The sequence below is a fragment of the Vicinamibacterales bacterium genome (assembly GCA_036496585.1).
GTDB lineage: Bacteria > Acidobacteriota > Vicinamibacteria > Vicinamibacterales > 2-12-FULL-66-21 > JAICSD01.
In genome coordinates, this window is sequence record DASXLB010000042.1 from 165,087 (window position 1) to 191,142 (window position 26,056).

A 26,056-nucleotide genomic window follows, 5' to 3' on the forward strand; every position below is an offset into this window, starting at 1 on the left:
GGGTCAGTGCCCGTGCGACAGGCAATAGCCGCAGTGAGTGCAGCGGACGCTCGGCTCGATTATGCACGAGCCGTCGGCGGACGGCGCGAGGCTGTACTTGAAGTTGCTGGCAAGCGACGCCGGGTCGACCAGGCCCGCGCCGGCGGCCGCCGGCTGCGCGGCGCGGGCGTCGAGACGCGCAATCGTCTCGCGGACGAACTGACGGACGGCGTCTTCGTTCACGCCGTCACCTCGACCGCGTCGACGATGCCAATGATCGCCGCGTCGACGGCGGCTCCTTTTCGGCCGAGCGCCTCGCCGGCGGCCTTCCCTTCGATCACGACAAGCACCTTCTCGCCGACCCCGGCGCCGACGGAGTCGATCGCTATGAACGTCGTCCCTTTCGGCTGGCCGTCGAGCGCCAACGGCTGTACGAGGAGCAGTTTCGCTCCTTCCAGCTTGCGATTCTTCTGCGTGGCGACGACCGTCCCGACGACGCGCGCGATCTGCATTACTCGACGTCCCAGTGATCGACGATGCCGACGATCGAGGCATCGGTCGGCGGTTCCACCGGATAGAAAGGAAACGCGGCCTCGCGGCCCCTGACGAAGAAGACGTGCTCGCCGGCGCCGGCGCCAACCGAATCGAGTGCGACGAGCGTGCGGCCCGCCGGCTCGCCCGCGGCCGAGAGCGGCTGCAGGACCAGGAGCTTCATCCCGGTGAGGTTCGCGTCCTTGATCGTCGCCACGACCTGTCCGAGCACCCGCGCCAGCTGCATCGGGCCTCGCTACTCGCTCACCTGCACGGTGTCGACGATGCCGACGATGGCCGCGTCGACCGGGCAGTCCTTCAGGCCTGACGCCATCCGCGCCGAACTGCCGCTGACGATCAGCACCGTCTCGCCGACGCCGGCGTCGACCGTATCGACCGCGACGAGATAGTTGCCGTCGGCCTTGCCGGCGGGATCGATCGGGCGGGCGACGAGCAGCTTGTTGCTGACGAGCCGCTCGTCCTTCCGGGTGGCGACCACGGTGCCGACGATCTTGGCGAGAATCATTCCTGGACGGGGGGCGTCGCCCCCCCGTACCTCGCGATGCGCCTCGCAATCGTCATTACTTCGCCGCGGAAGCCTTGCCGATCGGCAGCACGTCCTCGAGGTTGGCGTGCGGCCGCGGAATGACATGGACGGACACGAGTTCGCCGACCCGGCGGGCGGCGGCCGCTCCGGCATCGGTCGCCGCCTTCACCGCGGCCACGTCGCCACGAACGATCGCGGTCACGTAGCCGGCGCCGATCTTCTCCCAGCCGACGAGCGTGACCTTGGCGGCCTTGACCATCGCGTCCGCCGCTTCGATCATCGCGACGAGCCCCTTGGTTTCGACCATCCCTAGCGCTTCACCCATTGACGTCTCCTCGATGCCGAACGTGCCGGACACGGACATCCGGGGGAAATCCCGGGCGTGGCCGGTTATTTCAACTCTCTGACGGCCGCCTCGATGAGCGCCGTCAGCTCGCCGTATGTTAGCCGAATTTCCTGCTGATCGGGGACCTGCCGGGCGCCCTCGCTCCCGGGCGCGAACACGGTCTGGCAATTCGCCGGGTCGCCGAGAATCGCGGCGACGGCATCGGGTGGACAGATCGGCGCCGGCGAAGCGATGCCGTAGCGGCCGCGCAGCCCCTGCAGGCGATCGACTTCCTGCCGCGACAGCAGCCGTTCCCCCCCGAGCAGCCGCGCCACCAGACTGATCTTGGCGAAGTGCTCGATCGTTTCCATCTTGTAATACGCGGCGAACAGGTCCGCGCCAATCGTCAGGGCGCCGTGGTTCGCCAGCAGCATGCCGTCGTGGGCCCTCACGTACTTGCGGACCGCCTCGGGCAGCTCCTTCGTCGACGGCGTGGCATAGTCGGCGATCGGCACGCTCCCGAGCGTGGTGATCACTTCGGCCAGCACGGCGCGATCGAGCGGGATGCCCGCCACCGCGAACCCGGTCGCGATCGGCGGATGGGCGTGGACGACGGCCCGGGCATCCGGACGCTGCCGGTAGACCTCGAGGTGCATCTGCATCTCCGAAGAAGGATCGCGATCCCCCGCGATCTTCTTCCCGTCGAGGTCGGTGACGACCATCATCGCGGCCGTCATGAAACCCTTGCAGACGCTTTTCGGGGTCATCAGCAGCCGGCCGGCGTCGAGCCGCACGCTGATGTTGCCGTCGTTCGAGGCGGTGTAACCGCGCGCGTAGAGGCGCCGGCCCACTTCGACGATGTCGTCGCGAAGCGCCTGTTCGGTCATTGCGCGAGCTTGAGCGTGTAGGCGCGGCGGCAGTTCTCGGAACAGAAGAACCTGGCCTGCGCGCCGATACCGCTGCTGAGCGCCGTCGCCGGCACCACGTAGGTGCCGCAGACCGGATCGCGCACGAGCGCCATCCCCTGAGGCGTCCGCGGAGCGGCGGGCCCGCGCCAGCCTTCGGCGATACCCCGCGCGAGCTTGAGAAGGCTGCGGGCGATGAGCGCCACGATCAGGAAACGCAGCGCGAGGACAATCACGGCGTCCCCGGCGGCTTGCCGGCCCCGAGCTCCGGATGCGCCGAACGGATTCCGTCGAGCGCCTGGCGCGCGGCGCGCGCCTCCTCCGAGGCCGGCGCCACGTCGAGGATCCGCTGCCAGACCTCGGACGCGCCCTTCAGATCCTGCTTCCCGAACGCGCGCACGATGCCGATGTTCATCAACGTCTTCGCGTGCTTCGGATCGATCTTCAGCGACGTGTCGAATTGCGCCAGCGCCTTGTCGGGATCGTTCATGTAGTAGTAGGCGATCCCAAGATCGGTGCTGACGTTGGCGTCGCGCGGGTTGATCCGCAACGCCTGTTGATACCAGTCCGCCGCCTCGGGATACCGGCCGGCGTCGAAATACATGTTGCCGAGCTCGACGCGCGACGTCACATCGGCCGGACTCTGCTGCGCGGTCTGCTTCAGCGCTGTCGCGCGCGCCTCGTCGAGGCTGGCCGCCTGCGGCTGTGCGCTGGCCTGGGCCTGGGCGACCGGCGGCGCGGAGGTGACGGGTGCGGATCGAGCCGTTCCCTGCTGCGATCCGATGATCCATCCGACCAGCAGCCCGAAGAAGACGCCCGCGATGCCAACGATGACGGAGTCCTTGGACACGGAGGACCACGATCATAACGTTTTTCCCGTCAGCAAGGCTCAGCCGCGCGTGGTATCGATTGTCCCGTCAATCTCAACGGCGGCGAAGCCGCGACGCCGCTTCAGGAAGGACTCCCGCGGTACGACCTGGCACCGCAGGCCGAGAGATAGTCGCGCACCGCGCGAGCGAGGCCGACATAGAGCGCGTGCGAGATCAGCGCGTGTCCGATCGACACTTCATCGAGGTGCGGCAGCGCCCGGAACAGGGCGAGGTTGTCGAGATCGAGATCGTGACCGGCGTTGATACCGAGGCCGAGGGCATGGGCGAGCTCGGCGGCATCGGCATAGCGCCGGAAACTCCGCTCGGCCGCGTCGCGACCCTGCCGGAAGGCGTTGGCAAACGGCTCGGTGAAGAACTCGACGCGCGCCGCCCCCATCGACGCGGCCCAGCGCACCGCCTCGGCATCCGCATCGACGAACAGGCTGACCCGGATTCCGCGGGCCTGCAGATCCGCCACGGTGGCGCGCAGGGCGTCCGGCGACGTCTCGGCGGGCCAGCCAGCCTGGCTGGTGATTTCGCCTGCGATGACCGGTACCAGTGTGCACTGGTCAGGACGCACCTCGCGCACCATCTCGAGCAGGCCCGGGCGCGGATCGCCTTCGATGTTGAATTCGACGCCGCCCCGGCCGAGCGCCCGCTTCTCGAGGAAGGCGACGATCTCATGCACGTCGCGGCTACGGATGTGGCGCTCATCCGCGCGCGGATGCACGGTGATGCCGGTCGCGCCGGCGTCGAGGCAGACCCCCACGGCTTCGACCACCGAGGGGCTGGATCCGCCGCGCGAGTTGCGCAGCGTCGCCACCTTGTTGACGTTGACCGACAGGCGAGGCATGGGCTGAGTGGAAATGTGGAAGTGTGGAAATGTGGAAATGTCTACATCTTCACATTTCCACATCTTCACATTTCCACATCATCCCAAGTGCCGCCTGACGGCCTCGGCGATTTCGTCGGCCCAGCCTCGGATTTCGTGCTGGTCCTTGCCTTCGAGCATCACCCGGAGCAGCGGCTCCGTGCCCGAGTACCGCACCAGCAGGCGACCCTGTCCGGCGAGCCGCTGCTCGACGCGGTCGATCACCGCCGCAACCGCAGGCACCGTTTTCAGATCCTGTCGCTCCTTGACGCGCACGTTGACCAGCACCTGCGGATAGGTGACCAGTTGCGCGGCGAGCTCAGCGAGCTCGCGGCCGCTGTCGCGCATCACGCGCAGCACGTGGAGGGCGGTGGCGATACCGTCGCCAGTGAAGAGATGGCTGGAGAAGATGATGTGCCCCGACTGTTCGCCGCCGATGGAGATCCCTCGTTTCAGCATCTCCTCCATTACATACTTGTCGCCGACCGGGCAGCGGACCAACTCGATGCCGGACTCCCGCAGCGCCAGCTCGAGACCGATGTTGCTCATCACGGTAGCGACGACGGCGTCCCCCTCGAGCCGCCCCTGCGACTGCATGTGCCGCGCGGCGAGCAGCATCACGGCGTCGCCGTCGACGACGGTGCCGTGATGATCGACGAAGATCGCCCGGTCGCCGTCGCCGTCGAACGCGACGCCCATCCGGTAGGCACCCTCACGCACCAGCTGGGCCAGCCGGCCGGGGTGCGTCGACCCGCAATCGAGATTGATGTTGCGGCCATTGGGTTCGTTGCCGATCACCGTGACGTCGAAGCCCAGATCCCTGAGCAACTGCGGCGCCACTGTCGTCGTCGCGCCGTTCGCGCAGTCGATGGCCAGGCGGAACGGGGCAGCGCCATCCTGCTCGGGCAACGCCGCGCGCAGATGCGCGGTATACCGCTCGATGACCTCGATCGGCTCGACCGGGGCCAGCGAGCCGTCCGGCACCGTCCATGACCGATCCGCCATGATCGACTCGACGTGCTGCTCGAGGGTCTCGGTGAACTTCTCGCCGGCGCCGGAGAACACCTTGATGCCGTTGTCTTCGAAGGGATTGTGCGAGGCGCTGATCACGAGGCCGGCGTCGAAGCCGGCGGCGGGCGTGATGTAGGCGATGGCCGGCGTCGGAATCACGCCGGCGGTATGCACCGCGGCGCCTTCGGCATGAATGCCCCGGCCCAGCTCGCGCTCGATCCACTCGCCCGACTCGCGGGTGTCGCGGCCGATGACGAAGCGCAGCGGCTGCCGCCGATCGCCCGCAAGCGCCCGCACCAGCGCCGCGCCAAGACGCGCGACGGTCTCATGATCGAGCGGCGGATCCCCGGCTCTGCCGCGAACGCCGTCCGTGCCGAAAAGCTTCGCCATTTATTTGACTGTGACTGACAGGACCGATGGATCGATGGCCACCACGCCGAACCGTTCGGCAGGGTCGACCTGGACCCGTAAATTGTACCGGCCGGCTCCGAGCCCGGCAAGGTCCACGTACGCCACGACGCCATCGGGCTGCAGCGTGTCGAGCGCCGCCTGCGCACCGCGGATCGACACGCGCACGAACTTCGGCGCCACCTGCGCCGCCAGACCCGCTGCCAGGCCCCGATAACGAACCGGAACCGCCTCGACCTGCCGCTCGACCGGCGCCGGCCAGACTTCGACGGTGACCTGCGCATTCTGGGGCTGGACCAGCCTGACCGACGTGTCGACGACCCCGATCGCGACCGCGTCGAGCACGCGCGCCTTCGCGTCCTTGACTGGAACCGGTTCGGTGGTGGCCTCCGCCACCTGCCGCACCCGTGTTTCGGGCCCGACGATTTCGACCGTCGCCGGCTCGGAGTTGACGCGGCCGATGACATAGCCGGGGGCCGGATCGCCTTCGGTCGCCGCCACCACCGGCACGCGCCGCCGCGCCGATTTCTCGAGATCGAGCGCGAGCGTCGAAGGGATCACCTGCGCAACCTCGACGCCGAACGGCGCCCGCACTTCGTCGGCGCGGATGTGGAACAGACGCGATCCCGACCGCGCGCCGGCGAGGTCGAGCACCGCCACGATCTCGCCGGGCTGCATGCGGCTCAGGAGAGCCGACGAGCCGCGCAGACGCACGTCCACGGTGTCGGGCGTGTTGCCGACGATCTCGAGCGCCTCCGGCACGTTGCGGAACTCGAGCGGCACCCGGAGGCTGCGCTCGACCAGGTGTTCGCCGGCGACGGTGAGCCACAACAGGACCGACAAGGCGAGCGCCAGCACCTTCAGGCCGAGGTTGTGGAACGGGTGGTAGCGCATCAGCGTCGGCGCCCCTGAATCAGGCGGCGAAGCCGCTCGCGCAGCTGCTCGCCTGACAGCCCGCGCTCGATCTGGCCGTCGAGGGCAATCGAGATCGTCCCGGTCTCCTCCGACACCACCACCGCGACCGCGTCGCTCTCCTCGGTCAGGCCGATCGCCGCGCGATGGCGCGTCCCGAGCTCGCGGCTGAGTCGCGGGTTCACGGTCAGCGGCAGGAAGCACGCTGCCGCCGCAACCCGGCCCTCCTGCAGGATGACGGCGCCGTCATGCAGCGGCGAACCGGGCTTGAAGATTGTCAGCAGCAGATCGTACGTCAGTGTCGCGTCGAGCGGAATGCCGCTCTCGATATAGTTGCGCAGCCCGATCTCGCGCTCGAGCGCGACGATCGCGCCGACCCTTTGCTGCGACAGCATCGTCGCCGCGACGACCACCTCCTCGATCGTCTCATCGCTCGGCTGCGATCGCGTGAGATACCGGAAGAACGGCGCCCGGCCCAGGTGGGCGAGGGCGCGGCGGATGTCGGACTGGAAGATGACGATCGCGGCGAACGCCACGTAGACGAGCGCGTTGCGAATGAGCCAGTTGAGCGTCTGCAGCGGAGCCAGCTGCGAGACGTAGAACAGGCCGACGACCAGCATCGAGCCGACCGCCATCTGCACGGCGCGTGTGCCGCGGATCAGTTTCAGCGCCTCGTAGATCAGGATCGAGACGGCCAGAATGTCCAGCACGTCCCACCAGCCGACGGGCGGCCGCCGCAGCAGGTTCTGCAGGTAGTCGGACATCCCGCCCGTAGCTTATCGCGTCTGCGGCGAAGACCGGCGGGAGAGCGGCGATCCCGCGTCCTGGCTCACCGCTCGGCGCACACGCGGTCGGCGACGCGTACCACGTCGATCATCGCCGGTACGTTGTGGACGCGGACGATGTGCGCGCCGGCCAGGACGCTGGCGGTCACCGCGGCGGCGGTCGCCCAATCGCGGCCGACGGGCGGCCGTTCGCCGATGGCCGTCTTGAAGAACGACTTGCGCGACGGGCCCGAGAGAATCGGCCGCCCGAGCAGCGCCAGCGCGTCCAGCCGCGCGATCACGGCGAAACTATGCTCGGCGCGTTTGCCGAACCCGACGCCCGGGTCGAGCAGGATGGCTTCGCGGCGGACGCCGGCGCGTTCGGCGCGGTCGATCGCCGCGGTCAGCTCCGTGCGCACGTCCGCGATGGCGTCTTCGTAGACCGCACGCTCGTACATGTCGTGCGACCGTCCGCGCGTGTGCATGAGGACCAGCGCGGCACCGGTGTCCGCGGCGACGCCACCAAGCGAGGGCTCGTACTGCAGACCGCTGATGTCGTTGATGATGACCGCCCCCGCCGCGACCGCCTCGCGCGCGACGCGCGCCTTGTAGGTGTCGATCGAGATCGGCACGGTGACGCGCCGCGCCAGCCGTTCGACGACCGGAAGCACGCGCCGCAGCTCTTCCTCTTCGCCGACCGGCACCGCGCCTGGCCGCGTCGACTCGCCGCCGACGTCGAGGATGTCGGCCCCCTCGTCCACCATCAGCACCCCGGCCTCGACGGCCGCATCCGGCTCGAGATGCCGGCCGCCGTCCGCGAACGAATCAGGCGTGACGTTGAGAATGCCCATCACGAGCGTACGCGCGCCCAGATGGAGCGGTTCCCTGGAAGGAAGGGGGACGGTGTAAGAGCGGCGCGGGATCATCGGGTGATCTGAGGATCGGGTGATCGATCACCAGATCACGAAATCACCGGATCACCCGATCGCCCAATTACTCCTGCGTGAGCGGCCGCGGCGGCATCGGGGCGACGATCGACGGCCGATCCTTGGCCAGCTTGCGGGTGCCGTCGTCGGACGCCTGGGGGGTGGTCGCGTTGGTGGTCTTCAGCGGCTCGAGCGCCTCACCGGCGACGATGCGGCGAACCTGGTCGGCGTCGAGCACCTCACGCGCGAGCAGTTCCTCGGCGATCTTGTCGAGCGCGACGCGGTGCTGCGCGAGCAGCACCTTCGAGCGGTCGTAGTTCGTCGTCACGATGCGCTTGAGTTCCTGGTCGATGCGGATCGCGGTGTCTTCGCTGTAGTCCTGGTGCTGCGCGATCTCGCGGCCGAGGAAGATCTGCTCTTCCTTCTTGCCGAAGGTGATCGGGCCCATGAAGTCGCTCATCCCCCACTCGCAGACCATCTTGCGGGCGAGTTCGGTCGAACGCTCCAGGTCATTGCCGGCGCCGGTCGTCATGCCGCCGTTGGTCAGCTCCTCGGCAAGCCGGCCTCCGAGCAGGATCGCGATCTGATCGTTGAGGTAGTCGCGCGTGTAGTTGAACTTGTCGCCTTCCGGCAGCTGCATCGTCACGCCGAGCGCCATGCCGCGCGGGATGATCGTGACCTTGTGGATCGGGTCGGCGTGCGGCAGCACCACCGCCAGCAGCGCGTGGCCGGCCTCGTGAATCGCGGTGACCTTCTTCTCCGCCTCGGAGATGATCATGGAGCGGCGCTCCGATCCCATCATCACCTTGTCCTTGGCGAACTCGAAGTCGAACATCCGCACGACCTTCTGGTTGAAGCGCGCCGCGTTGAGCGCGGCCTCGTTCACCAGGTTGGCGATGTCGGCCCCAGAGAAGCCGGCGGTGCCGCGCGCCAGCACGTGGATGTTCACGTCGTCGGCGAGCGGAATCTTCTTGGTGTGGACCGCGAAGATGCCCTCGCGCCCCTTGACGTCCGGACGATTGACGACGATGCGGCGGTCGAAGCGGCCGGGCCTGAGCAGCGCCGGATCGAGGACATCGGGACGGTTGGTGGCTGCCACCAGGATGACGCCTTCGTTCGATTCGAAGCCGTCCATCTCGACGAGCAGCTGGTTCAGCGTCTGCTCGCGCTCGTCGTGGCCGCCGCCGAGCCCGGCGCCGCGATGCCGGCCGACCGCATCGATCTCGTCGATAAAGACGATGCAGGGAGCATTCTTCTTGCCCTGTTCGAAGAGATCACGCACGCGTGACGCACCGACCCCGACGAACATCTCGACGAAGTCAGAACCGCTGATCGAGAAGAACGGAACGTTGGCCTCGCCGGCGACGGCGCGCGCCAGGAGCGTCTTGCCGGTTCCGGGTGAACCCATCAGCAGGACGCCCTTGGGAATCCGGCCGCCCAGCTTCTGGAACTTCTGCGGCTCCTTGAGGAACTCGATGATTTCCTGGAGTTCCTCCTTTGCCTCGTCGACGCCGGAGACGTCTTTGAACGTGACTTTCTTCTGCGAAGACGAGGAGAGCTTCGCGCGACTCTTGCCGAACGAGAGAGCCTTGTTCCCGCCGCTCTGCATCTGCCGCATGATGAAGAGCCAGAAGCCAATCATCAGCAGAATCGGGGCCCACGAGTACAGCAGCGTCGCCCACGGACTTGTGGTTTCCGGCTTGGCGGTGATGCTGACGTGGCGATCTTCGAGCTTGTTGGCGAGCCCCTCGTACTGGCTCGGCGCGTAGGTGCGGAACTTGCCGTTGCCGTCGCCGCCCGCGGAGGTCGACAACTGGCCGGTGATCTCGCTGCCGGTAATCGTGACCGACTGGACTTCACCCTGCTCGACGCTCTTCAGGAACTGCGAGAAAGCGATCTGGTTCTCGCTACGCTGGAAGGTGGTCGAGAACTGCCAGATGAGGACCCCCACCACGATGAGGACCATCCAGAACAGCAAGCTCTTGAGGGTCGAGTTCAACCTGCGCCTCCTAAATGCCTGACTTTCAAGAGTATCACGCCTCGCGAGGGGTCCGTGACCCGAAACTCCTCCGCCACCGCCTGCCCCACGACCCACACGATGCGATCCCGTCCGTCGACCACGAGCGGGACCATATCCCGTTCAGCCCGTGGCACTTTGCGGTCCACCAGGAAATCCTGCAGTTTCCGCGCGCCGGGCGCACCCAGCGGGTGGAACCGATCCCCAGGCCGCCGTGTGCGCACCGCCAACGGAAGTATCGGCAGCTCGGCTGCAATGCCCACTTCCGCACCGCGGCCCCTCCACTGTCTTTGACGCCCGGCAGGCGCCTCGAGTCTCTCGGCCCCGACGACCACCCCGCTCGCCTCGAGGTGGACCTCACCAGGGATAGACAACGAAACGCCGAACTCGTTCCCTCCGTCAGGTTCCGGTGCCCGATTTACCACGGCCGATGACCGGCGGCCGCGCGGCCGTGCCCGCAGGACCAGCACCTCAGCGGTCCGCGCCGCGTCCTGGCCAGGGAGACTGACGGCCTGTCCCGGCTCGAGCCGCGACAGCGCGTCGACATGCTCGAAGGAAATCGCTTTCCCCCCGGCGAGCTGCTCGAGCGCCTGCAGCAGGACCCTCGAACTCAGCGCGCGGGGCGCGGCGCGAAGCGCGGCACAATCGATCGCGATGTGCGAGCGCTCATTGGTTAAGACGATCCGTGCCGCCACTTCGATTGCTCGATCCCGCAGAAAATCTTCGTCCTCCTGCGCCAGCGCCGCGGCGCGGGCAAGGACGGGCGTCACCGACGACGAAAAGCGTGAGGCGAGATACGGGATGAGCTCGTGACGGACGCGATTGCGGGGAATCGCCAGATCGAGGTTCGTGGCATCCTCGCGCCACGCTTCACGCAGCGCCTCGAGGTATTCGCGAAGCGCGCCGCGCTCGATATTGAGGAGCGGCCGGATCACCCGTCCGGCACGGGGCCGGATACTGCCCAGTCCGCGCGTGCCGGCGCCACGCAGCAGCCGCAGCAGGAACGTCTCGGCCTGATCGTCGCGCGTGTGCGCGACGGCGACGACGTCGGCGCCGAGATGGGCGACGGCGCGGTCCAGAAATGCGTAGCGGACCACGCGTGCCGCGTCCTCGACCGACCGCTTCTGCGCGCGGGCGACGCCGGCCACGTCGGCGCGCTCCGAGACCAGGGGGACGCCGAGGCGCGTCGCGAGCGCCGCACAGAACGCCTCGTCCGCATCGGCCGCCTCGCCGCGCAGGCCATGGTGCAGATGCGCCGCGCCGGCAATCGTCAGCTCACCGGCCGCCTCGAGCTCGCGCAATAGAAAGAGCAGCGCGACCGAGTCGGCGCCGCCCGACAGGGCGACGACCACGCGGCCGCCGCCGCGCAGCAGCGCGTACCGGTGAATCGTGTCGACGACGCGTTGTCGGAGAGACATGAGATGTGGAGATGTGGAAATGTGGAGATGTGGGAATGTGGAACACATTTCCACATTCCCACATCTCCACATTTCCACATCTCAAAAGATGGTGCCGGTGCAGGGACTTGAACCCCGGACAACGCGGATATGAGCCGCGTGCTCTAACCAACTGAGCTACACCGGCAGGAACTGTTGATTATACGATAGTCCGTGTGAAGTTCGGCTATGAGGAGTTCGACCTGTCGGGCGTCAGGACCTACCCGCTCTCCTCGCGGAAGAGCAAGGCGAACGCGGCCGACTTCGCCACGCCGTTCACGCAATCGGGTGGGCGCGCCTTCGTCGAGTCGCTGCCGTCGATCCTGGCCGGCTCCGACCTCAAGGAAGTCGCGGCGACCATGCGCGCGGTGCGCGACGGCGGGCGCGGGCTCGTCTGGGGCATCGGCGCACACGTGCTGAAGACCGGGCTCTCCCCCATCCTGATCCATCTGATGGAGCGCGGCTACATTTGTGCGCTGGCGATGAACGGCGCCGGCGTGATCCACGACTTCGAGCTCGCGCTCGCCGGCTCGACGTCCGAAGACGTCGATGAGGCGCTCGGTCCGGGTCGCTTCGGCATGGCGGAAGAAACCGGTCGCGAGCTGAACGCCGCGATCAACCGCGGCGTCGGCAAGGGCCTCGGACTCGGCCAGTCGGTGATCGAATACCTGCACCACGCGCAGCCCAGGTTCGCCCACGTCAGCGTGCTCGCGGCCGCGGGCCGCCTCGAAGTGCCGGTGACCGTGCACGTCGCGCTCGGCACCGACATCATCCACATGCACCCGGACGCCTCCGGGGCGGCGCTCGGCGAGGGCAGCCTGCGCGATTTCCGCTACTTCGTGTCGAACGTCGCGAAGCTGGAAAATGGCGTCTACATGAATTGCGGGTCGGCGGTGGTGCTCCCCGAGGTCTTTCTCAAGGCCGTCGCGCTCGCCCGCAACACCGGCCGCTCGCTGCAGGGGCTGACGACCGTCAATATCGATTTCGTGCGCCAGTACCGCCCGCTGACCAACGTCGTCTCTCGCCCCGTCGCCGGCATCGGCAAGGGCTATTCGCTGGTCGGCCACCACGAGATCCTGATCCCGCTGCTCGCGGCCGCGCTGACCGACTAGTCCCGATCGCTGGTCTCGCTCGCGATCGCCGGCCGTCCGGCACGTGCAGTCACCAGCCTGACGCCTCTCCGAAGCCGACGTCCAACGCCAAGCCTGGATCTTGGACAAAGGCTTCGCGACGGTGTCAGTCGCCGCGCAACGCCAACAGCGGATCGACGCGCATGGCGCGGGCGATCGGCGCGGCGGACGCGAGGAGAGCCACGACCGCGAATACGGCGAGAATCGCAGCCACGTTCAACGGATCGACGCCGCCGTGGCCGGGTCCGCCGAACCGTCGCTCCCAAAGGACGTTCAGAACGAGTCCCGCGCCGAGCCCGAGCAGGACCTGCACCAGCACCCCGCGCAGCACGAGCCAGGAGAGCGCCCCCGCTCCCGCCCCGAGCGCCATGCGGATGCCGATCTCGCGCGTTCGCTGCGCGACGCCGTAGCCGGTCACCGCAAACAGGCCGACCGCCGCGAGCAGCAGCGCGATGCACGCGATCGTCGTGATGATGGTCGCCGACATCCGACGGTTCCAGCTGGCGTCCCGTTCAGCCTGTTCGGCGGTCTGCAGCGCGACGATCGGCAGGTCGGCGTCGACCGCTCGGACCGCCTCGCGCACGAGCGGCGCAAGTGCGGCAGGCGCGCCGGCTGTCCGAATCAGGATTGCGGCTCGAGACGGCTGCGACGCCGCGAACGGTAGATAGACGATCGGATCCGGCTCGGCGCCGGGAACCCGCCGGAGGTCGGGCGCGATGCCGACGATCGTCATCGAAGCGGACGTCCCCTTCACCGCGGGCGCGAGCCGGATCGTCCGTCCGAGTGCCGATCCGTCGGGAAAGAGGAGACGGGCCAGCCTCGCGTTGACGACCACCTCGTCCCGCGCGTGCGTGGCGGGCGGCCGGCCGCTCGTGACCGCGAGACCGACCGCCTGGAAGTATGCGTGGTCAATCGACAATGAGGGCACGGCCTTCGGCTCGGCAACCGCACGTTCCGCGACGATTGCAACCGGAGGCCCAGCGAGGGCCAGCGCGTTCGTGAACGACACGGACGCCACGCCGGGAATCGCGGCCAGGCGATCGCCGAGCCGATCACACAGATCGCTCCGGAGCGCCGGCGTCGCGTAGCGTGACGGCGCGGCGAACCGTAGCGTCAGAAGATGGTCGGAGTCGATGCGGGCCACGGAATCCTGCGCGCGCCGGAACATGTCGAGCGACAGGCCGACCGCCGACACCAGGATCACCGACATGGCGAACTCGACCGTCAGGAGCCCCGTCGTCCATCGCCGCAGTTTCGCGCCGTGCGTCGCGCCGAGACCGCCGCTCTTCAGCGCGCCGGCGACGTCGGTGCGCACCGCGCTCAGCGCCGGAGCGACGCCGCACAGCAACACGGTGGCGCACGTCACGATGGCGAGGACGCCAAGGACGTGACCGTTGACGCTGAGCCCGCCGTACGGAATCGCCGCCGCGGGGACCGCGAGTTCGAACAGGCGGAGGGCGATTGCCGACAGCGCCAGGCCGAGGAGGCTGCCGAGCACCGCGAGAGTCGCAGTCTCGACGAGCAGAATCCGCACGATCCGCCAGCGCGTGGCCCCGAGCGCGGTGCGCATCGCGAGCTCGCGGCTGCGCACGGCCGATCGCATCAGCAGCAGGCTGGCGACGTTCGCGCAGCCGATCACGACCACGAGCAAGCCGACAATCGTGAAGGCCAACCACGCCGGATCGGTGAGCCGTCCGTTGAAATGCGCGTTGATCGGTTCGACGGACAGGCCGACGCCGGCATTGCTGGCGGGATGCTCGGTCTCGAGGCGGCCGGCAATCGCGGCAAGCTCCGATCGCGCGGCGGCCATCGTGGTGCCGTCGCGCAGGCGCCCGAAGACACCGAGGGACGGCCCGTCGCGACGGGCGGTCTCCACGCCCGGCATGCGGGAGAGCGGCACCCAGATGTCGGCGTGTCCGGGGAAGCTGAACCCATCTGGCATGACGCCGACGACCTCGCCGGCCATGCCGTCGACGCGCACGACGCGCCCGAGCACGGCCGGGTCCGCGTCGTAGCGCGATCTCCACACGCGCTGCGACAGCAGCACGGCCAGCGGCGCGCCTGACTGTCCGTCGCGATGAGTAAACGCCCGACCGAGCGCCGGCTCACGTCCGAGCGTCGAGAGACCCTCGACCGAGATGTAGGCCGCTGTCACGCCGTCGGCGGCGCCGCCGGCATCGGCGAGCGCCGACGGCGCGATCGCGAACGCTCCCGTCTGCGCGAAGGCCGTGGCTCGAAGGCGCAGGTCGAGATAGTCCGCGTACGACATCCCGCCTGGGCCGCGCACCCGATCGAGTGACGCGACGAACGCCACGCGGTCGGCGGCGGCGATCGGCAGGCCGCGGATGCAGTAGCCGTCCACGATAGCGAACTGTGTGTTGTTGACGGCGATCGCGAGTCCGAGCGCCGCGACGGCGACGATCGCGTAGCCACGGTCCTTCCGTAGAACGCGCACCGCGTAACGCGCGTCTGCGGCCGCGTCCGACGCCCAGCGGGTTCCGCGCGCGTCGCGACACATCTCCTTGACCTGTTCGAGGCCGCCGAACTCGAGGCGGGCAGCCCGGCGCGCCTCGCCGGCGGTCATCCCCCCGGCGACGAAGTCGTCGACCCGGCGATCGAAGTCGTAGCGCAGTTCGGCATCCAGCTCCCGCTCGATCCGGCCGCGCCGCAGCAGGCGTCCCCACCACCGCATTACGCCCCTCCTTCGCCGGCACGGAGGACACGGCGGACCGCGTCCGCGATCAGCTTCCAGCTCGCCGTCTCGGCCTCGAGCGCGGCACGGCCGGCGGCCGTCAGCCGGTAGAACTTGGCCTCACGTCCGGTCTCGGACGTCTTCCACGCGGCAGCCAGCAGCTGTCTGTTCTCGAGACGATGCAGCGCCGGGTAGAGCGATCCCTGCGGCACCTCCAGGACGTCGCGCGAGATCTGCTGGATGCGCCGCGCGACGGCGTAGCCGTGAATCGGCCCGAGCGCGACGATCTGCAGGATCAACAGATCGAGCGTGCCCTGCGGCAGGTCAGGTCTCGCCTCGTGCATACCTCGTCCTCCTACACGTCGGACTATACGCCCCACACGTGTAGAAGCGCAAGCTATGGGCCTCACTGGATCAGCATCGCGTCGCCGTAGCTGTAGAAGTGATACCGCCGTGCGACCGCGTCGCGATATGCCTCGAGCACGCGCGCCTGCCCGGCCAGCGCCGCGACCAGCATCAGCAGCGACGACTTCGGCAGGTGGAAGTTCGTCAACAGGCCGCCGACCACCCTGAAATCGAACCCCGGGTAGATGAATAGATCTGCTTCGGCCGGCCCTGCCCGCAGGCGACCCGAGCCCTCGCGCGCCGCGTGCTCGAGCGCCCGGGTCGTCGTGGTGCCGACGGCGACGACGCGGCGGCCCGAATCGAGCGCGGCGTTGACGGCCGCCGCCGCCGGTTCGGAAATCCAGTACGGCTCGGAATCGACGACGTGTGCTTCGACGTCGGCGACCCGCACCGGCTTGAACGTCCCATAGCCGACGTGCAGCGTGATCGTGGTCCGCTCGACCCCGGCCGCGTCGAGCGCGCCGAGCAGCGCGGCGTCGAAATGGAGCCCTGCCGTCGGCGCGGCGATCGAGCCGCGTGACGAGGCGAACACGGTCTGGTAGCGGTCCCGATCGGCCGGCGTATCGGGACGGTCGATGTACGGCGGCAGCGGCACGTGTCCCATCGCGTCGATCGCGTCTGCGACCGTTCCGTGCTCGGCCGTGAGCCGGACACGGCGGCGTCCGGCAAAAAGCCGCGCGAGCACCTCGCCGTGCAGCCGCGCCTCGCCGCCCTCGAAGAGGACGCAGGCGCCCGGCTTCAACTTCTGGCCAGGGTGCATCAGAGCGTGCCAGTCTTCGCTGTCCGACGGGCGGGGAACGCCCGGCGATGAGGGCGCCGCGCCGACCGAGACGTCCCGCCGCAACAACAGACACTCGACCGCGCCACCCGACGGAACCCGGTGCCCGAGCAGTCGGGCGGGGAATACGCGTGTGTCGTTGGCTACCAACAGATCGCCGGCGCGGAGGCGGCGAGGCAGTTCCCGGATGCCAGCATGGCTGAGCTTGCCAGAGGCGCGATCGAGCACCAGCAGCCGCGATTCCCCGCGCTCCGGCGGGTCCTGCGCGATCAGCTCGACCGGCAGATCGAAATCGAATTCATCGACCTTCATCCGTCACTCCCAGCGGTTTCCCTCGCCAATCGCCCTCGCGCGCCTCCAGCTCAACCTCAGCCCCTACCTCGACCTCGGCAGCAAAGTTGCAGCACGGCTCAGATTGTAGTGGCCGACACACCGCACCCGACCGGCACGCGCGGCATCGAACCGGCGACGGATCCGCTTCCCCCCACCGAAGGCGCCCCGGGCGAGCCCGCGCCGGTGGTCATCGACGCGCCGGTCGGCATCCGCAACCTGCCGCTGGCGGTGCTCGCGGTGATCGCGGTGATCCTGCTGCTGCAGTACGCCAGCTCCGTCTTCATCCCGATCGTGATCGCGATCCTGATCAGCTATTCGCTGACGCCCGCGGTGAAATCGCTGCAGAAGCACGGGGTCGCGCCGGCAGTGGGCGCCGGAATCGTGCTGCTTCTGCTGCTCGGGGTGATGGGCGTCGGCACCTACACGCTTACCGGTGAGGTCGTCCAGATCGTCGACCGGGTGCCCGCGGCAGCGCGCCGCCTGCGCGACAGGTTCGAGCAGCATCACAACGGCCAGGGGGGCGTCGTCGAGAAGATGACGCGCGCCGCTCAGGAGGTCGACAAGACGGCCGCGGCCGCCACGCCGGACACACCGAGCCCCGACACCAGTGGCGCGACGCCGGTCTCCATCGTCCAGCAGCCGTTCAGCCTGACGAGCTACCTGTGGGCGGGCGGCATGACGGTGCTCAACTTCGCCGGACAGTTCGTGCTGGTGCTGTTCCTCGTCTATTTCTTCCTGGTGACGGGCGATCTCTACAAGCGCAAGCTGGTGAAGATTGCCGGGCCGACGTTCTCGCAGAAGAAGCTGACGGTCCAGATCCTCGACGAGATCAACCGGCAGATCGAGAGCTTCATGAAGGTGCAGGTGCTCACCAGCGTGGTGGTCGCCGTCGCCACCTCGATCTCGCTGTGGTGGCTCGGGCTCGATCAGTACATCGTCTGGGGCCTGCTCGCCGGGATCTTTAACTCGATTCCCTACCTCGGCCCGGTGATCGTGACCGGCGGACTCGGGCTGGTGGCGTTCCTGCAGTTCGACAGCGTTCCGAAGACTCTGACCATCTGCGGTGTCGCGTTCCTCATCACCAGCCTCGAGGGCTTCCTGCTGACACCGGCGCTGATGAGCCGCGCCGCGCGCATCAACTCCGCCGCCATCTTCACCGGCCTGCTGTTCTGGAGCTGGGTCTGGGGCGTCTGGGGGACGGTGCTGGCCGTACCGATGCTGATGATGATCAAGGCGATCTGCGATCACATCGAGGAGCTGCAGCCGATTGGAGAGCTGCTCGGCGAGTAGCGCGGCGCGGGGTGCGCGGACTAGCGCGGCGCGAGCGCGACATGAATCCAGTGATAGAGGAGCACGAGCACGGCAATCGGCAGCAGCGCCGCCAGGATCACGACGAGCCCGCACAGACTCACGAACAGGTAGTCGGCTGATCTCGCGGACCGGCCGGGCATCGCATGACGCTCGAGCAGCGCCATATTCCATTCGTTGGCGCGCCAGGCGAAGTCGAAGGCGTCGCCGAGGATGGGGATCGCGCCGACGCCGGCGTCGATCAACGCGTTCAGGACCATGCGGGCCAGCACGACCTTCGGTACTCGCAGCCTGGCGGCGTGCCAGAGGATGAACATCGTCAGCAGCGGCGTCGTCAGGTCGCCGATGCCCGGAAACAATCCGATCAGCGGATCGAGACCGAACCGGAACTCGGTGCCGGGGATTCGAAACGCGGCGTCGAACAGCCGCGCCCACCGGCGCAGCAGCTCGAGCGACCGCTGGTCGCGATCAACGGACATCAGTCCCATGGTACGCAACCTGCGGACCCTCGCGTCCCGCCAGCCGCGCCTCGCGCCTCACCCGTCCCGCTGATAGAGTGTGCAGGCTGTGCCCAACCGTGCGCTGCGCGTCTGGCCGGGATCGCCCTATCCACTGGGAGCTACGTGGGACGGTGTTGGCGTAAACTTCGCGCTCTTCAGCGAGCACGCGACGCGGGTCGAGTTGTGTCTGTTCGACTCGCCGGCGGCGGAATCCGAGTCGGTGACGATTCCGCTGACCGAGCAGACCGACATGGTGTGGCACGGCTATCTCCCAGACGTGCGCCCGGGTCAGTTGTACGGTTACCGCGTGCACGGCCCGTACGATCCCGACCGCGGCCACCGCTTCAACCCCAACAAGATCCTGATGGATCCGTACGCGCGGGTGATCGGACGCACGGTGCGCTGGGACGAGTCGCTGTTCGGTTTCCGTGCCGGCCACGCCGACGATTCCTTCGACGAACGCGACAGTGCGCCGTTCGCGCCGCTCGCGGCGGTCGTCGATGCCTCGTTCACCTGGGGCGCTGATCGACCGCTGCGCACCCTGTGGCACGACACGTTGATCTACGAGCTGCACGTCAAGGGCTTTACCAAGCTGCACCCGGGAGTGCCCGAGGAGCTGCGCGGCACCTACCTCGGGCTTGCCTCCGAGCCGGCCATCGAGCACCTCGTCTCGCTCGGCGTCACCGCGGTCGAGCTGATGCCGGTCCACCACCACCTCGACGAGTGGCATCTGGTCAAGGGCGGGCTGTCGAACTACTGGGGCTACAACACCCTTTCGTACTTTGCGCCGGACGCCCGCTACGCCGTCTCGGCGTCACCGCTCGAAGCGGTGCGCGAATTCAAGATGATGGTGCGGGCGCTGCACGCCGCCGGCCTCGAGGTGATCCTCGACGTCGTCTACAACCACACGGCGGAAGGGAGCCACACCGGGCCGACGCTGTCGCTGCGCGGGATCGACAACGCGACCTACTACCGGCTCGCGCCGCACGCGTCGCGCTACTACGAGGACTTCACCGGCACCGGCAATACCCTGAACATGCGCAGCCCGCGCGTGCTGCAGCTGATCATGGACAGCCTGCGCTACTGGGTCACGGAAATGCACGTCGACGGTTTCCGCTTCGATCTGGCGAGCGCGCTCGCCCGCGAGCTGCATGCGGTCGACAAACTCGGCGCCTTCTTCGACATCATCCACCAGGATCCGATCCTGTCGCAGGTGACGCTGATCGCCGAACCGTGGGATCTCGGCGAAGGGGGATACCAAGTCGGCAACTTTCCCACGAAGTGGACCGAGTGGAACGGCAAGTACCGCGACGCCGTGCGCCGCTTCTGGCGCGGCGAACGCAGCGCCGTCTCCGAGCTGGCAACCCGGCTGGCCGGCAGCAGCGACCTCTACGAGCAGAGCGGCCGCCGCCCCTACGCCAGCATCAACTTCATCACCGCCCACGACGGCTTCACCCTGGCGGATCTCGTCAGCTACGAACAGAAGCACAACGAGGCCAACGGCGAGTCCAACGCCGACGGCGAGAACCACAACCTGTCGGCGAACCACGGGCTCGAAGGCGAGACCGACGACAGGCGCCTCCTCGAATTGCGGGCGCGGCAGCGGCGCAATTTCATGGCGACGCTGCTCTGCTCGATCGGCGTGCCGATGATCAGCGGCGGCGACGAGCTGGGCCGCACGCAGCGCGGCAACAACAACGCCTACTGCCAGGACAACCCCATCAGCTGGACCGACTGGACGCTGACCCCCGAACGCCGCGAGCTGCTGCAGTTCACGCGGCAGATCATCGGCGTCTGGAAGGAGCACGCGGTGCTGCGGCGGCGCAAGTTCTTCCAGGGGCGCCGGATTCGGGGCGCCGAGGTCCAGGACATCGCCTGGCTCGATCCGGGCGGCGCCGAGATGACCGACGCCATGTGGGCGTCGCCGGACGTGCGCACGCTCGGCGTCCGTCTCAACGGCGACGCGATTCAGGAAGTGGACGAACGCGGGCGGCTGATTCGGGGTGACACGCTGCTGCTGCTGCTCAATGCGGCCGAAGAGCCCGTGTCGTTCGCGCTGCCGGCCGCGGCGCCGATCGAACGCTGGGACACGCTGTTCGATACCGCGGATCCGTGGCAGCCGCCGAGGCGGCTGCGCGGCGGCGACCGCTACGATCTGCCGGGCCGCGCGATGGCGGCGCTCAAGCTCAACAATCGGCGCGACGATGTTCGTCGCGTTGGTGACTGGGGGCCGCAGGGAGTGGTCTGATATTTGAACGGGCTGTGGCGACGGTGCCGACATCGAAACGCTCACACACAACTGAGTTGAACGCGCTACTGCAGCGCCGGATCATCATCGAGCGGGTCACTCCCGACGTGGACGAAGGGCGGTTCCCCGCCAAACGGACGGTCGGCGAGGCGGTCGTGGTCGAGGCGGACGTGTTCGCCGACGGGCACGATCTGATCGCCGCGGCGCTGCTCTGGCGCCGATGCGGCGCGTCCGACTGGAGCGAGACGCCGATGACGTCCCTCGGCAACGACCGATGGCGCGCCGCATTCGCCTGCGCCGAGTTCGCCGACTACGAATACACCGTCGAGGGCTGGATCGATCGCGTGGAGACGCTCCGCGCCTCGATCGCGAAGAAGGAGGCCGCCGGCCAGGACGCCCTCGTCGACCGCGAGGAGTTGGCGATCGCCTCGACCGGCGCCGACCGTCAGCAGGCCAGCCGCTTTGGGCGTGTGCTGAGGGTCGCGGTCGACCGCGAGCGCGCCCGATTCGGCGCCTGGTACGAGATGTTCCCTCGTTCGGCCGGGACCGACCCGTCGCGCAGCGCCACGTTCGACGAGGCGGCGGCGCGCCTCCCCGATATCGCGGCGATGGGATTCGACGTCCTCTATCTACCGCCGATCCATCCGATCGGTCGCAGCTTCCGCAAGGGACGGAACAATGCGCTGGCCGCCGGGGCCGGCGATCCCGGGAGCCCGTGGGCGATTGGCGCGTCAGAGGGCGGGCACACCGCGGTCGAGCCGGGGCTCGGCACGCTCGACGACTTCGATCGGTTCGTCGCCGCCGCCGCCCGGCACAACCTCGAGATCGCGCTCGACATCGCGTTCCAGGCGTCGCCGGATCATCCCTACGTCCGTGAGCACCCGGACTGGTTCCGGCACCGTCCTGACGGCACCATCAAGTACGCCGAGAACCCGCCAAAGAAGTATCAGGACATCTATCCATTCGACTTCGAGTCGGCGGACTGGCAGGCCCTGTGGCAGGAGCTGAAGGCGATCATCGACTTCTGGATCGCGCACGGCGTCAGGATCTTCCGGGTCGACAATCCCCACACCAAACCGCTGCCGTTCTGGCGTTGGGTCCTCGACGCCATCCGCCGCGAACACCCGGACGTGATCTTCCTCTCGGAGGCGTTCACCCGTCCGGCGATCATGCGCTACCTTGCCAAGATCGGCTTCTCGCAGTCGTATACGTATTTCACGTGGCGCAATACCCGTCAGGAGATCGAGGCGTATTTCACCGAGCTGACGCAGACCCCGGTTCGCGAGTACCTGCGCCCGAACCTGTTCGCGAACACGCCCGACATCCTGCACGAGTACCTGCAGAGTGGCGGACGCGCGGCATTCGTCGCGCGCCTGGTTCTCGCCGCCACGCTCGGCGCCAGCTACGGTCTCTACAGCGGCTTCGAGCTGTGCGAGAACCTGCCGCTCAGGACGGGCAGCGAGGAATACCTCGATTCCGAGAAATATCAGATCAAGGTGCGCGATTTCAGCGCCGCCGACAGTCTCGCCGGGTTGATCGCCTGCCTCAACCGGGTGCGCCGCGCCCACGCGGCGCTGCAGTTCGATCACGGGCTGCGCTTCCACGAGACCGACAACCCGCAGATCGTCTGCTACAGCAAGCGGGCGCCCGACGGCGCCGACCCGGTACTCGTGGTCGTCAACCTCGACCCGTTCAACATGCAGCACGGCCACGTCCGCCTGCCGCTCGCCGAGTGGCGCGTCGCGTCGGACGCCTGGTGCGAGGCACACGATCTGCTCTCGGGGGAAACCTATCGGTGGCAGGGCGAGTGGAACTACGTCCGCCTCGATCCGCCCGCCCGCGTGGCGCACGTCATCGCGCTGGCCTTCGAATCATGAGCGTCGATCGGTTCTGGTACAAGGACGCCGTGTTCTACGAGGCGCACGTCCGCGCCTTCGCCGACAGCAACCACGACGGCATCGGCGACTTCCCCGGCCTGACCAGTCGCCTCGACTATCTCCAGGGGCTCGGTATCAACGCGCTCTGGCTGCTGCCCTTCTACCCGTCGCCGCTGCGCGACGACGGCTACGACATCGCCGACTACGAGAATATCCACCCGAGCTACGGCACGCTCGCCGACTTCGACCGCCTCATCCACGAAGCGCACGCGCGCGGCATCCGGGTGATCACCGAGCTCGTCATCAACCACACCTCCGACCAGCACCCGTGGTTCCAGGCGGCGCGCCGCGCGCCGGTCGGCTCGCCCGAGCGCGACTTCTACGTGTGGAGCGAGACCAACCAGAAGTACCAGGGCGTCCGCATCATCTTCACCGACACTGAAACGTCGAACTGGTCGTGGGACGACACCGCCAAGGCCTACTACTGGCATCGCTTCTTCCATCACCAGCCGGATCTCAACTTCGACAACCCACGCGTGTTCGACGCGGTGGTCAGCACGATGCGGTTCTGGCTGGATCGAGGCGTGGACGGGCTGCGCCTCGACGCCGTGCCCTATCTGATCGAGCGCGAAGGCACGATCTGCGAGAACCTCGACGAGACGCACGACGTGCTCAGGCGGCTGCGCCGCGCGCTCGACGAACGCTACCCGGATCGCATGCTGATTGCCGAAGCGAACCAGTGGCCGGCCGACGTGCGCCCCTACTTCGGCGACGGCGACGAGTGCCACATGGCGTTCCACTTCCCGCTGATGCCGCGGATGTTCATGGCGATCCGCCAGGAAGACCGCCATCCGATCACCGAGATCCTCCGCCAGACGCCCGACATTCCCGACAACTGCCAATGGGGCCTGTTCCTCCGCAACCACGACGAGCTGACGCTCGAGATGGTGACCGACGAGGAGCGCGACTACATGTACCAGGCCTATGCCGCCGATCCGCGGATGCGGATCAACGTCGGGATCCGCCGGCGGCTGGCGCCGCTCGTCGAGAACAGCCGCCGCCGCATCGAGCTGCTCAACTCGCTGCTGTTCTCCCTGCCCGGCACGCCGGTCATCTACTACGGCGACGAGATCGGCATGGGAGACAACATCTACCTCGGCGACCGCAACGGCGTGCGGACGCCGATGCAGTGGACGGGCGATCGCAACGCCGGGTTCTCGCGCACCGATCCGGCGCGCCTCTTCGCGCCGCCGATCATGGATCCGGTGTACGGCTATCAGGCCATCAACGTCGAGGCGCAGGAGAGTTCGCCGTTCTCGCTGCTCAACTGGATGAAACGGCTGATCGCGCTCCGTAAGCAGTACACGGTGTTCGGGCGCGGCTCGCTGCAGGTCCTGCCGACCGCCAACCGCAAGGTGCTGGCCTTCGTGCGACGCCACGAGGACGAGCAGGTGCTCTGCATCGCCAGCCTGGCGCGCACCACGCAGCCGGTGGAGCTGGACCTCTCGGCCTTCAAGGGACTGACGCCAGTCGAGATGCTCGGGCTGACCGAATTCCCCCGCATCGGCGATCTGCCGTACTTTCTGACACTGCCGGCCTACAGTTTCTATTGGTTCCGGCTGCAGCAGGCGGCCGCGCCGATCGCGGTACAGCGCGTGGCCGAGACCGTCGCGGCGCCGGCCGCGGCGGTGCCGGCGTTCTTCATGGGCGTCGCCTGGGACACGCTGCTCGAAGGAAACGTCCGCACCCTCATCGAACGTGAATCGCTCGGTCCGTTCCTGCAGCGGCAGCGCTGGTTCGGCGGCAAGGCGCGCGGTCTGCGATCGGCCCGCTTCGTCGACTGGGGCCTGCTCCGGCGCGGCGCGCATCCGATCTTCATCGCGCTGGTCCAGGCCGACTATCAGGACGGCGGCCGCGAACAGTACTTCGTGCCGCTCGCGGTGCTCGACGACACGGCCGCGGAGGCAGCGCTCAGCGCGTCGCCACAGGCGGCGCTGGCCCGCGTCACGGGCGCCCGCAAGGGAGTCATCGTCGACGGCGCGGCCGACGACGACACGCTGCGCACGCTGCTCGACATCCTCGATCGCCAGGAAACCGGCCGCACCAAGCGGGGCGTGCTGCGGATCAGACGGACGCCGGCGTTCGCGGACGTGCGCGGCGAAGGGCCGCTGCCGCCGCGGCGTCTCGCTGCCGACCAGAGCAACACCTCGGTGGCATTCGGCGACAAGTTGATCGCCAAGCTGTTCCGCCGCATCGAGCCCGGCCCGAACCCCGACGTCGAGGTCGGCGAGTTCCTGACGACGCGGACATCGTTCAGGCGCGCGCCGCGCGTCACCGCGTTCATCGAGTACGAGCCGGCCGGCGAGCCGCCGACGCATCTGGCTGGGACCTGGGAGCTGGTCGCCAGCCAGGCGGACGGCTGGAATCACGCGTTGGCGGAGCTGCGCCGGTTCTATGACGAGGTGCGCGCGCTGCCGCCGCCGGCGCCCGATCTGACGCCCTCCACGGGCCCGCTGGCCCTCGCGGCGCGGGACACGCCGGGATCGATGTGCGAGTTGACCGGCATTTACATCGACGGCGCGCGGCTGCTCGGGAGGCGCACGGCGGAGCTGCATCTCGCGCTCGCCTCCGACACGTCGAGCCCGCCGTTCGCGCCCGAACCCTTCACGCACGACGACGTCGCCCTCGTCGTCGCGCAGGCGATCGGGCGGCTGCAGACGCTTCGCGGCCCGCTCGATCCGGCCGTCTTCGGGCGAATCGAGCGGGCGCTGCACGCGCTCCGCGACGGGCAGGACGGACAGCCGACGCGGCTGAGCACGGCGCGGATCCGCATCCACGGCGACTTGCATCTGGGCCAGGTGCTGTGGTCCGAGGGAGATTTCTACGTGATCGACTTCGAGGGAGAGCCGGCGCGCGCGATCGAGGAGCGGCGGCGCAAGGACTCGCCGATGAAGGACGTAGCGGGCATGCTGCGGTCGTTCAGCTATGCCGCCTATGCGGCGCTCTTTGCCTACGCCGCCGGACGCGCCGACGAGGTCGAGCGGCTCGATGGGTGGGCGCGGGCGTGGCAGCTCTGGGTCGGCGCGGCATACCTGAAGGGATATCTCGCGGCGGCCGGCGCCGCACCCTTTCTCCCGGATGACCCGGCGCAGCGCGCGTCGCTGCTCAACCTCTTCCTGATCGACAAGGCACTCTACGAGCTGCACTACGAGCTCAACAACCGGCCTGACTGGGTGCGCATTCCGCTGCGTGGCCTCACGGAGCTGGCGTGACGTTCGTGGCGG

General features: G+C 68.2%; 24 protein-coding genes and 1 tRNA gene. 5 read left to right on the forward strand and 20 right to left on the reverse strand.

The features are described 5' to 3' along the window. Window positions 1–3: 3 nt before the first annotated feature. From VGI12_14180 to VGI12_14255, 16 genes are all read right to left on the reverse strand, one after another. Window positions 4–222 (reverse strand): hypothetical protein, encoded by a 219-nt coding sequence (locus tag VGI12_14180; protein HEY2433819.1) that lies wholly within the window; start codon window positions 220–222, stop codon window positions 4–6. Next, window positions 219–491: a EutN/CcmL family microcompartment protein gene (locus VGI12_14185; GenBank protein ID HEY2433820.1), complete on the reverse strand. Its 273-nt coding sequence runs from the start codon at window positions 489–491 to the stop codon at window positions 219–221. The genes VGI12_14180 and VGI12_14185 overlap by 4 nt, the downstream gene beginning before the upstream one ends. After that, window positions 491–757 (reverse strand): EutN/CcmL family microcompartment protein, encoded by a 267-nt coding sequence (locus VGI12_14190; protein HEY2433821.1) that lies wholly within the window; start codon window positions 755–757, stop codon window positions 491–493. Before VGI12_14190 ends, VGI12_14185 begins: the two co-directional genes overlap by 1 nt. 9 nt (window positions 758–766) lie before the next feature. Continuing rightward, on the reverse strand, window positions 767–1,036 hold the full coding sequence (locus VGI12_14195) for a EutN/CcmL family microcompartment protein (protein ID HEY2433822.1): 270 nt from the start codon (window positions 1,034–1,036) through the stop codon (window positions 767–769). Window positions 1,037–1,091: 55 nt separating this feature from the next. Then, complete coding sequence (gene eutM, locus VGI12_14200) at window positions 1,092–1,382, reverse strand: ethanolamine utilization microcompartment protein EutM (GenBank protein HEY2433823.1); 291 nt, start codon at window positions 1,380–1,382, stop codon at window positions 1,092–1,094. Window positions 1,383–1,447: 65 nt separating this feature from the next. After that, window positions 1,448–2,269 carry a class II aldolase/adducin family protein gene (locus VGI12_14205; protein HEY2433824.1) on the reverse strand — a complete coding sequence of 274 codons (822 nt, stop codon included), beginning with the start codon at window positions 2,267–2,269 and terminating at the stop codon, window positions 1,448–1,450. Next, window positions 2,266–2,523 carry a hypothetical protein gene (locus VGI12_14210; protein ID HEY2433825.1) on the reverse strand — a complete coding sequence of 86 codons (258 nt, stop codon included), beginning with the start codon at window positions 2,521–2,523 and terminating at the stop codon, window positions 2,266–2,268. The genes VGI12_14205 and VGI12_14210 overlap by 4 nt, the downstream gene beginning before the upstream one ends. After that, window positions 2,520–3,137 carry a tetratricopeptide repeat protein gene (locus tag VGI12_14215; protein HEY2433826.1) on the reverse strand — a complete coding sequence of 206 codons (618 nt, stop codon included), beginning with the start codon at window positions 3,135–3,137 and terminating at the stop codon, window positions 2,520–2,522. Before VGI12_14215 ends, VGI12_14210 begins: the two co-directional genes overlap by 4 nt. Window positions 3,138–3,238: 101 nt before the next feature. After that, window positions 3,239–4,072, reverse strand: coding sequence for a pyridoxine 5'-phosphate synthase (locus tag VGI12_14220; GenBank protein HEY2433827.1), 834 nt, complete (start codon window positions 4,070–4,072; stop codon window positions 3,239–3,241). 15 nt (window positions 4,073–4,087) lie between these two features. After that, the gene (gene glmM, locus VGI12_14225; protein HEY2433828.1) at window positions 4,088–5,428 is read right to left on the reverse strand and encodes a phosphoglucosamine mutase; all 1,341 of its coding nucleotides are present in this window, start codon (window positions 5,426–5,428) and stop codon (window positions 4,088–4,090) included. Then, on the reverse strand, window positions 5,429–6,340 hold the full coding sequence (locus VGI12_14230; GenBank protein HEY2433829.1) for a CdaR family protein: 912 nt from the start codon (window positions 6,338–6,340) through the stop codon (window positions 5,429–5,431). Further along, entirely contained in the window at window positions 6,340–7,122 is a 783-nt protein-coding gene (gene cdaA, locus VGI12_14235; GenBank protein HEY2433830.1) for a diadenylate cyclase CdaA, read from the reverse strand. Before cdaA ends, VGI12_14230 begins: the two co-directional genes overlap by 1 nt. Before the next feature lie 65 nt (window positions 7,123–7,187). Next, window positions 7,188–8,048, reverse strand: a complete 861-nt coding sequence (gene folP, locus VGI12_14240; GenBank protein HEY2433831.1) for a dihydropteroate synthase — start codon at window positions 8,046–8,048, stop codon at window positions 7,188–7,190. A 67-nt stretch (window positions 8,049–8,115) separates the two neighbouring features. Continuing rightward, window positions 8,116–10,047 carry an ATP-dependent zinc metalloprotease FtsH gene (gene ftsH, locus VGI12_14245; protein ID HEY2433832.1) on the reverse strand — a complete coding sequence of 644 codons (1,932 nt, stop codon included), beginning with the start codon at window positions 10,045–10,047 and terminating at the stop codon, window positions 8,116–8,118. Next, window positions 10,044–11,483, reverse strand: coding sequence for a tRNA lysidine(34) synthetase TilS (tilS, locus tag VGI12_14250; protein HEY2433833.1), 1,440 nt, complete (start codon window positions 11,481–11,483; stop codon window positions 10,044–10,046). Before tilS ends, ftsH begins: the two co-directional genes overlap by 4 nt. Before the next feature lie 89 nt (window positions 11,484–11,572). Then, window positions 11,573–11,649: transfer RNA gene (locus tag VGI12_14255), tRNA-Met, on the reverse strand. 28 nt (window positions 11,650–11,677) lie between these two features. On the opposite strand from VGI12_14255, the gene VGI12_14260 reads away from it, so the two are divergent. Beyond that, the gene (locus tag VGI12_14260) at window positions 11,678–12,613 is read left to right on the forward strand and encodes a hypothetical protein (protein ID HEY2433834.1); all 936 of its coding nucleotides are present in this window, start codon (window positions 11,678–11,680) and stop codon (window positions 12,611–12,613) included. Between the two features lie 124 nt (window positions 12,614–12,737). On the opposite strand, the gene VGI12_14265 is transcribed toward VGI12_14260, so the two are convergent. The 3 genes from VGI12_14265 to queA all read right to left on the reverse strand — a co-directional run bounded on the left by VGI12_14265 (window position 12,738) and on the right by queA (window position 16,818). Beyond that, window positions 12,738–15,323 carry an ADOP family duplicated permease gene (locus tag VGI12_14265; protein ID HEY2433835.1) on the reverse strand — a complete coding sequence of 862 codons (2,586 nt, stop codon included), beginning with the start codon at window positions 15,321–15,323 and terminating at the stop codon, window positions 12,738–12,740. Then, the gene (locus VGI12_14270; protein HEY2433836.1) at window positions 15,323–15,667 is read right to left on the reverse strand and encodes a PadR family transcriptional regulator; all 345 of its coding nucleotides are present in this window, start codon (window positions 15,665–15,667) and stop codon (window positions 15,323–15,325) included. The genes VGI12_14265 and VGI12_14270 overlap by 1 nt, the downstream gene beginning before the upstream one ends. Before the next feature lie 62 nt (window positions 15,668–15,729). After that, a complete protein-coding gene (gene queA, locus VGI12_14275) occupies window positions 15,730–16,818 on the reverse strand; it encodes a tRNA preQ1(34) S-adenosylmethionine ribosyltransferase-isomerase QueA (GenBank protein HEY2433837.1) in 1,089 nt (362 codons plus the stop codon). A 108-nt stretch (window positions 16,819–16,926) separates the two neighbouring features. Here queA and VGI12_14280 point away from each other — a divergent pair, with 108 nt between their 5' ends. Then, window positions 16,927–18,129 carry an AI-2E family transporter gene (locus VGI12_14280; protein HEY2433838.1) on the forward strand — a complete coding sequence of 401 codons (1,203 nt, stop codon included), beginning with the start codon at window positions 16,927–16,929 and terminating at the stop codon, window positions 18,127–18,129. 20 nt (window positions 18,130–18,149) lie between these two features. On the opposite strand, the gene VGI12_14285 is transcribed toward VGI12_14280, so the two are convergent. Beyond that, window positions 18,150–18,626 carry a DUF4112 domain-containing protein gene (locus VGI12_14285; protein HEY2433839.1) on the reverse strand — a complete coding sequence of 159 codons (477 nt, stop codon included), beginning with the start codon at window positions 18,624–18,626 and terminating at the stop codon, window positions 18,150–18,152. Between the two features lie 88 nt (window positions 18,627–18,714). Here VGI12_14285 and glgX point away from each other — a divergent pair, with 88 nt between their 5' ends. Genes glgX through treS form a run of 3 tightly spaced genes read left to right on the forward strand, consistent with a single transcriptional unit; the run spans window position 18,715 to window position 26,044 of the window. Continuing rightward, on the forward strand, window positions 18,715–20,895 hold the full coding sequence (glgX, locus tag VGI12_14290; protein HEY2433840.1) for a glycogen debranching protein GlgX: 2,181 nt from the start codon (window positions 18,715–18,717) through the stop codon (window positions 20,893–20,895). A 56-nt stretch (window positions 20,896–20,951) separates the two neighbouring features. Further along, window positions 20,952–22,772 (forward strand): alpha-1,4-glucan--maltose-1-phosphate maltosyltransferase, encoded by a 1,821-nt coding sequence (locus VGI12_14295; protein HEY2433841.1) that lies wholly within the window; start codon window positions 20,952–20,954, stop codon window positions 22,770–22,772. Further along, entirely contained in the window at window positions 22,769–26,044 is a 3,276-nt protein-coding gene (treS, locus tag VGI12_14300; GenBank protein ID HEY2433842.1) for a maltose alpha-D-glucosyltransferase, read from the forward strand. The genes VGI12_14295 and treS overlap by 4 nt, the downstream gene beginning before the upstream one ends. Window positions 26,045–26,056 lie beyond the last annotated feature (12 nt).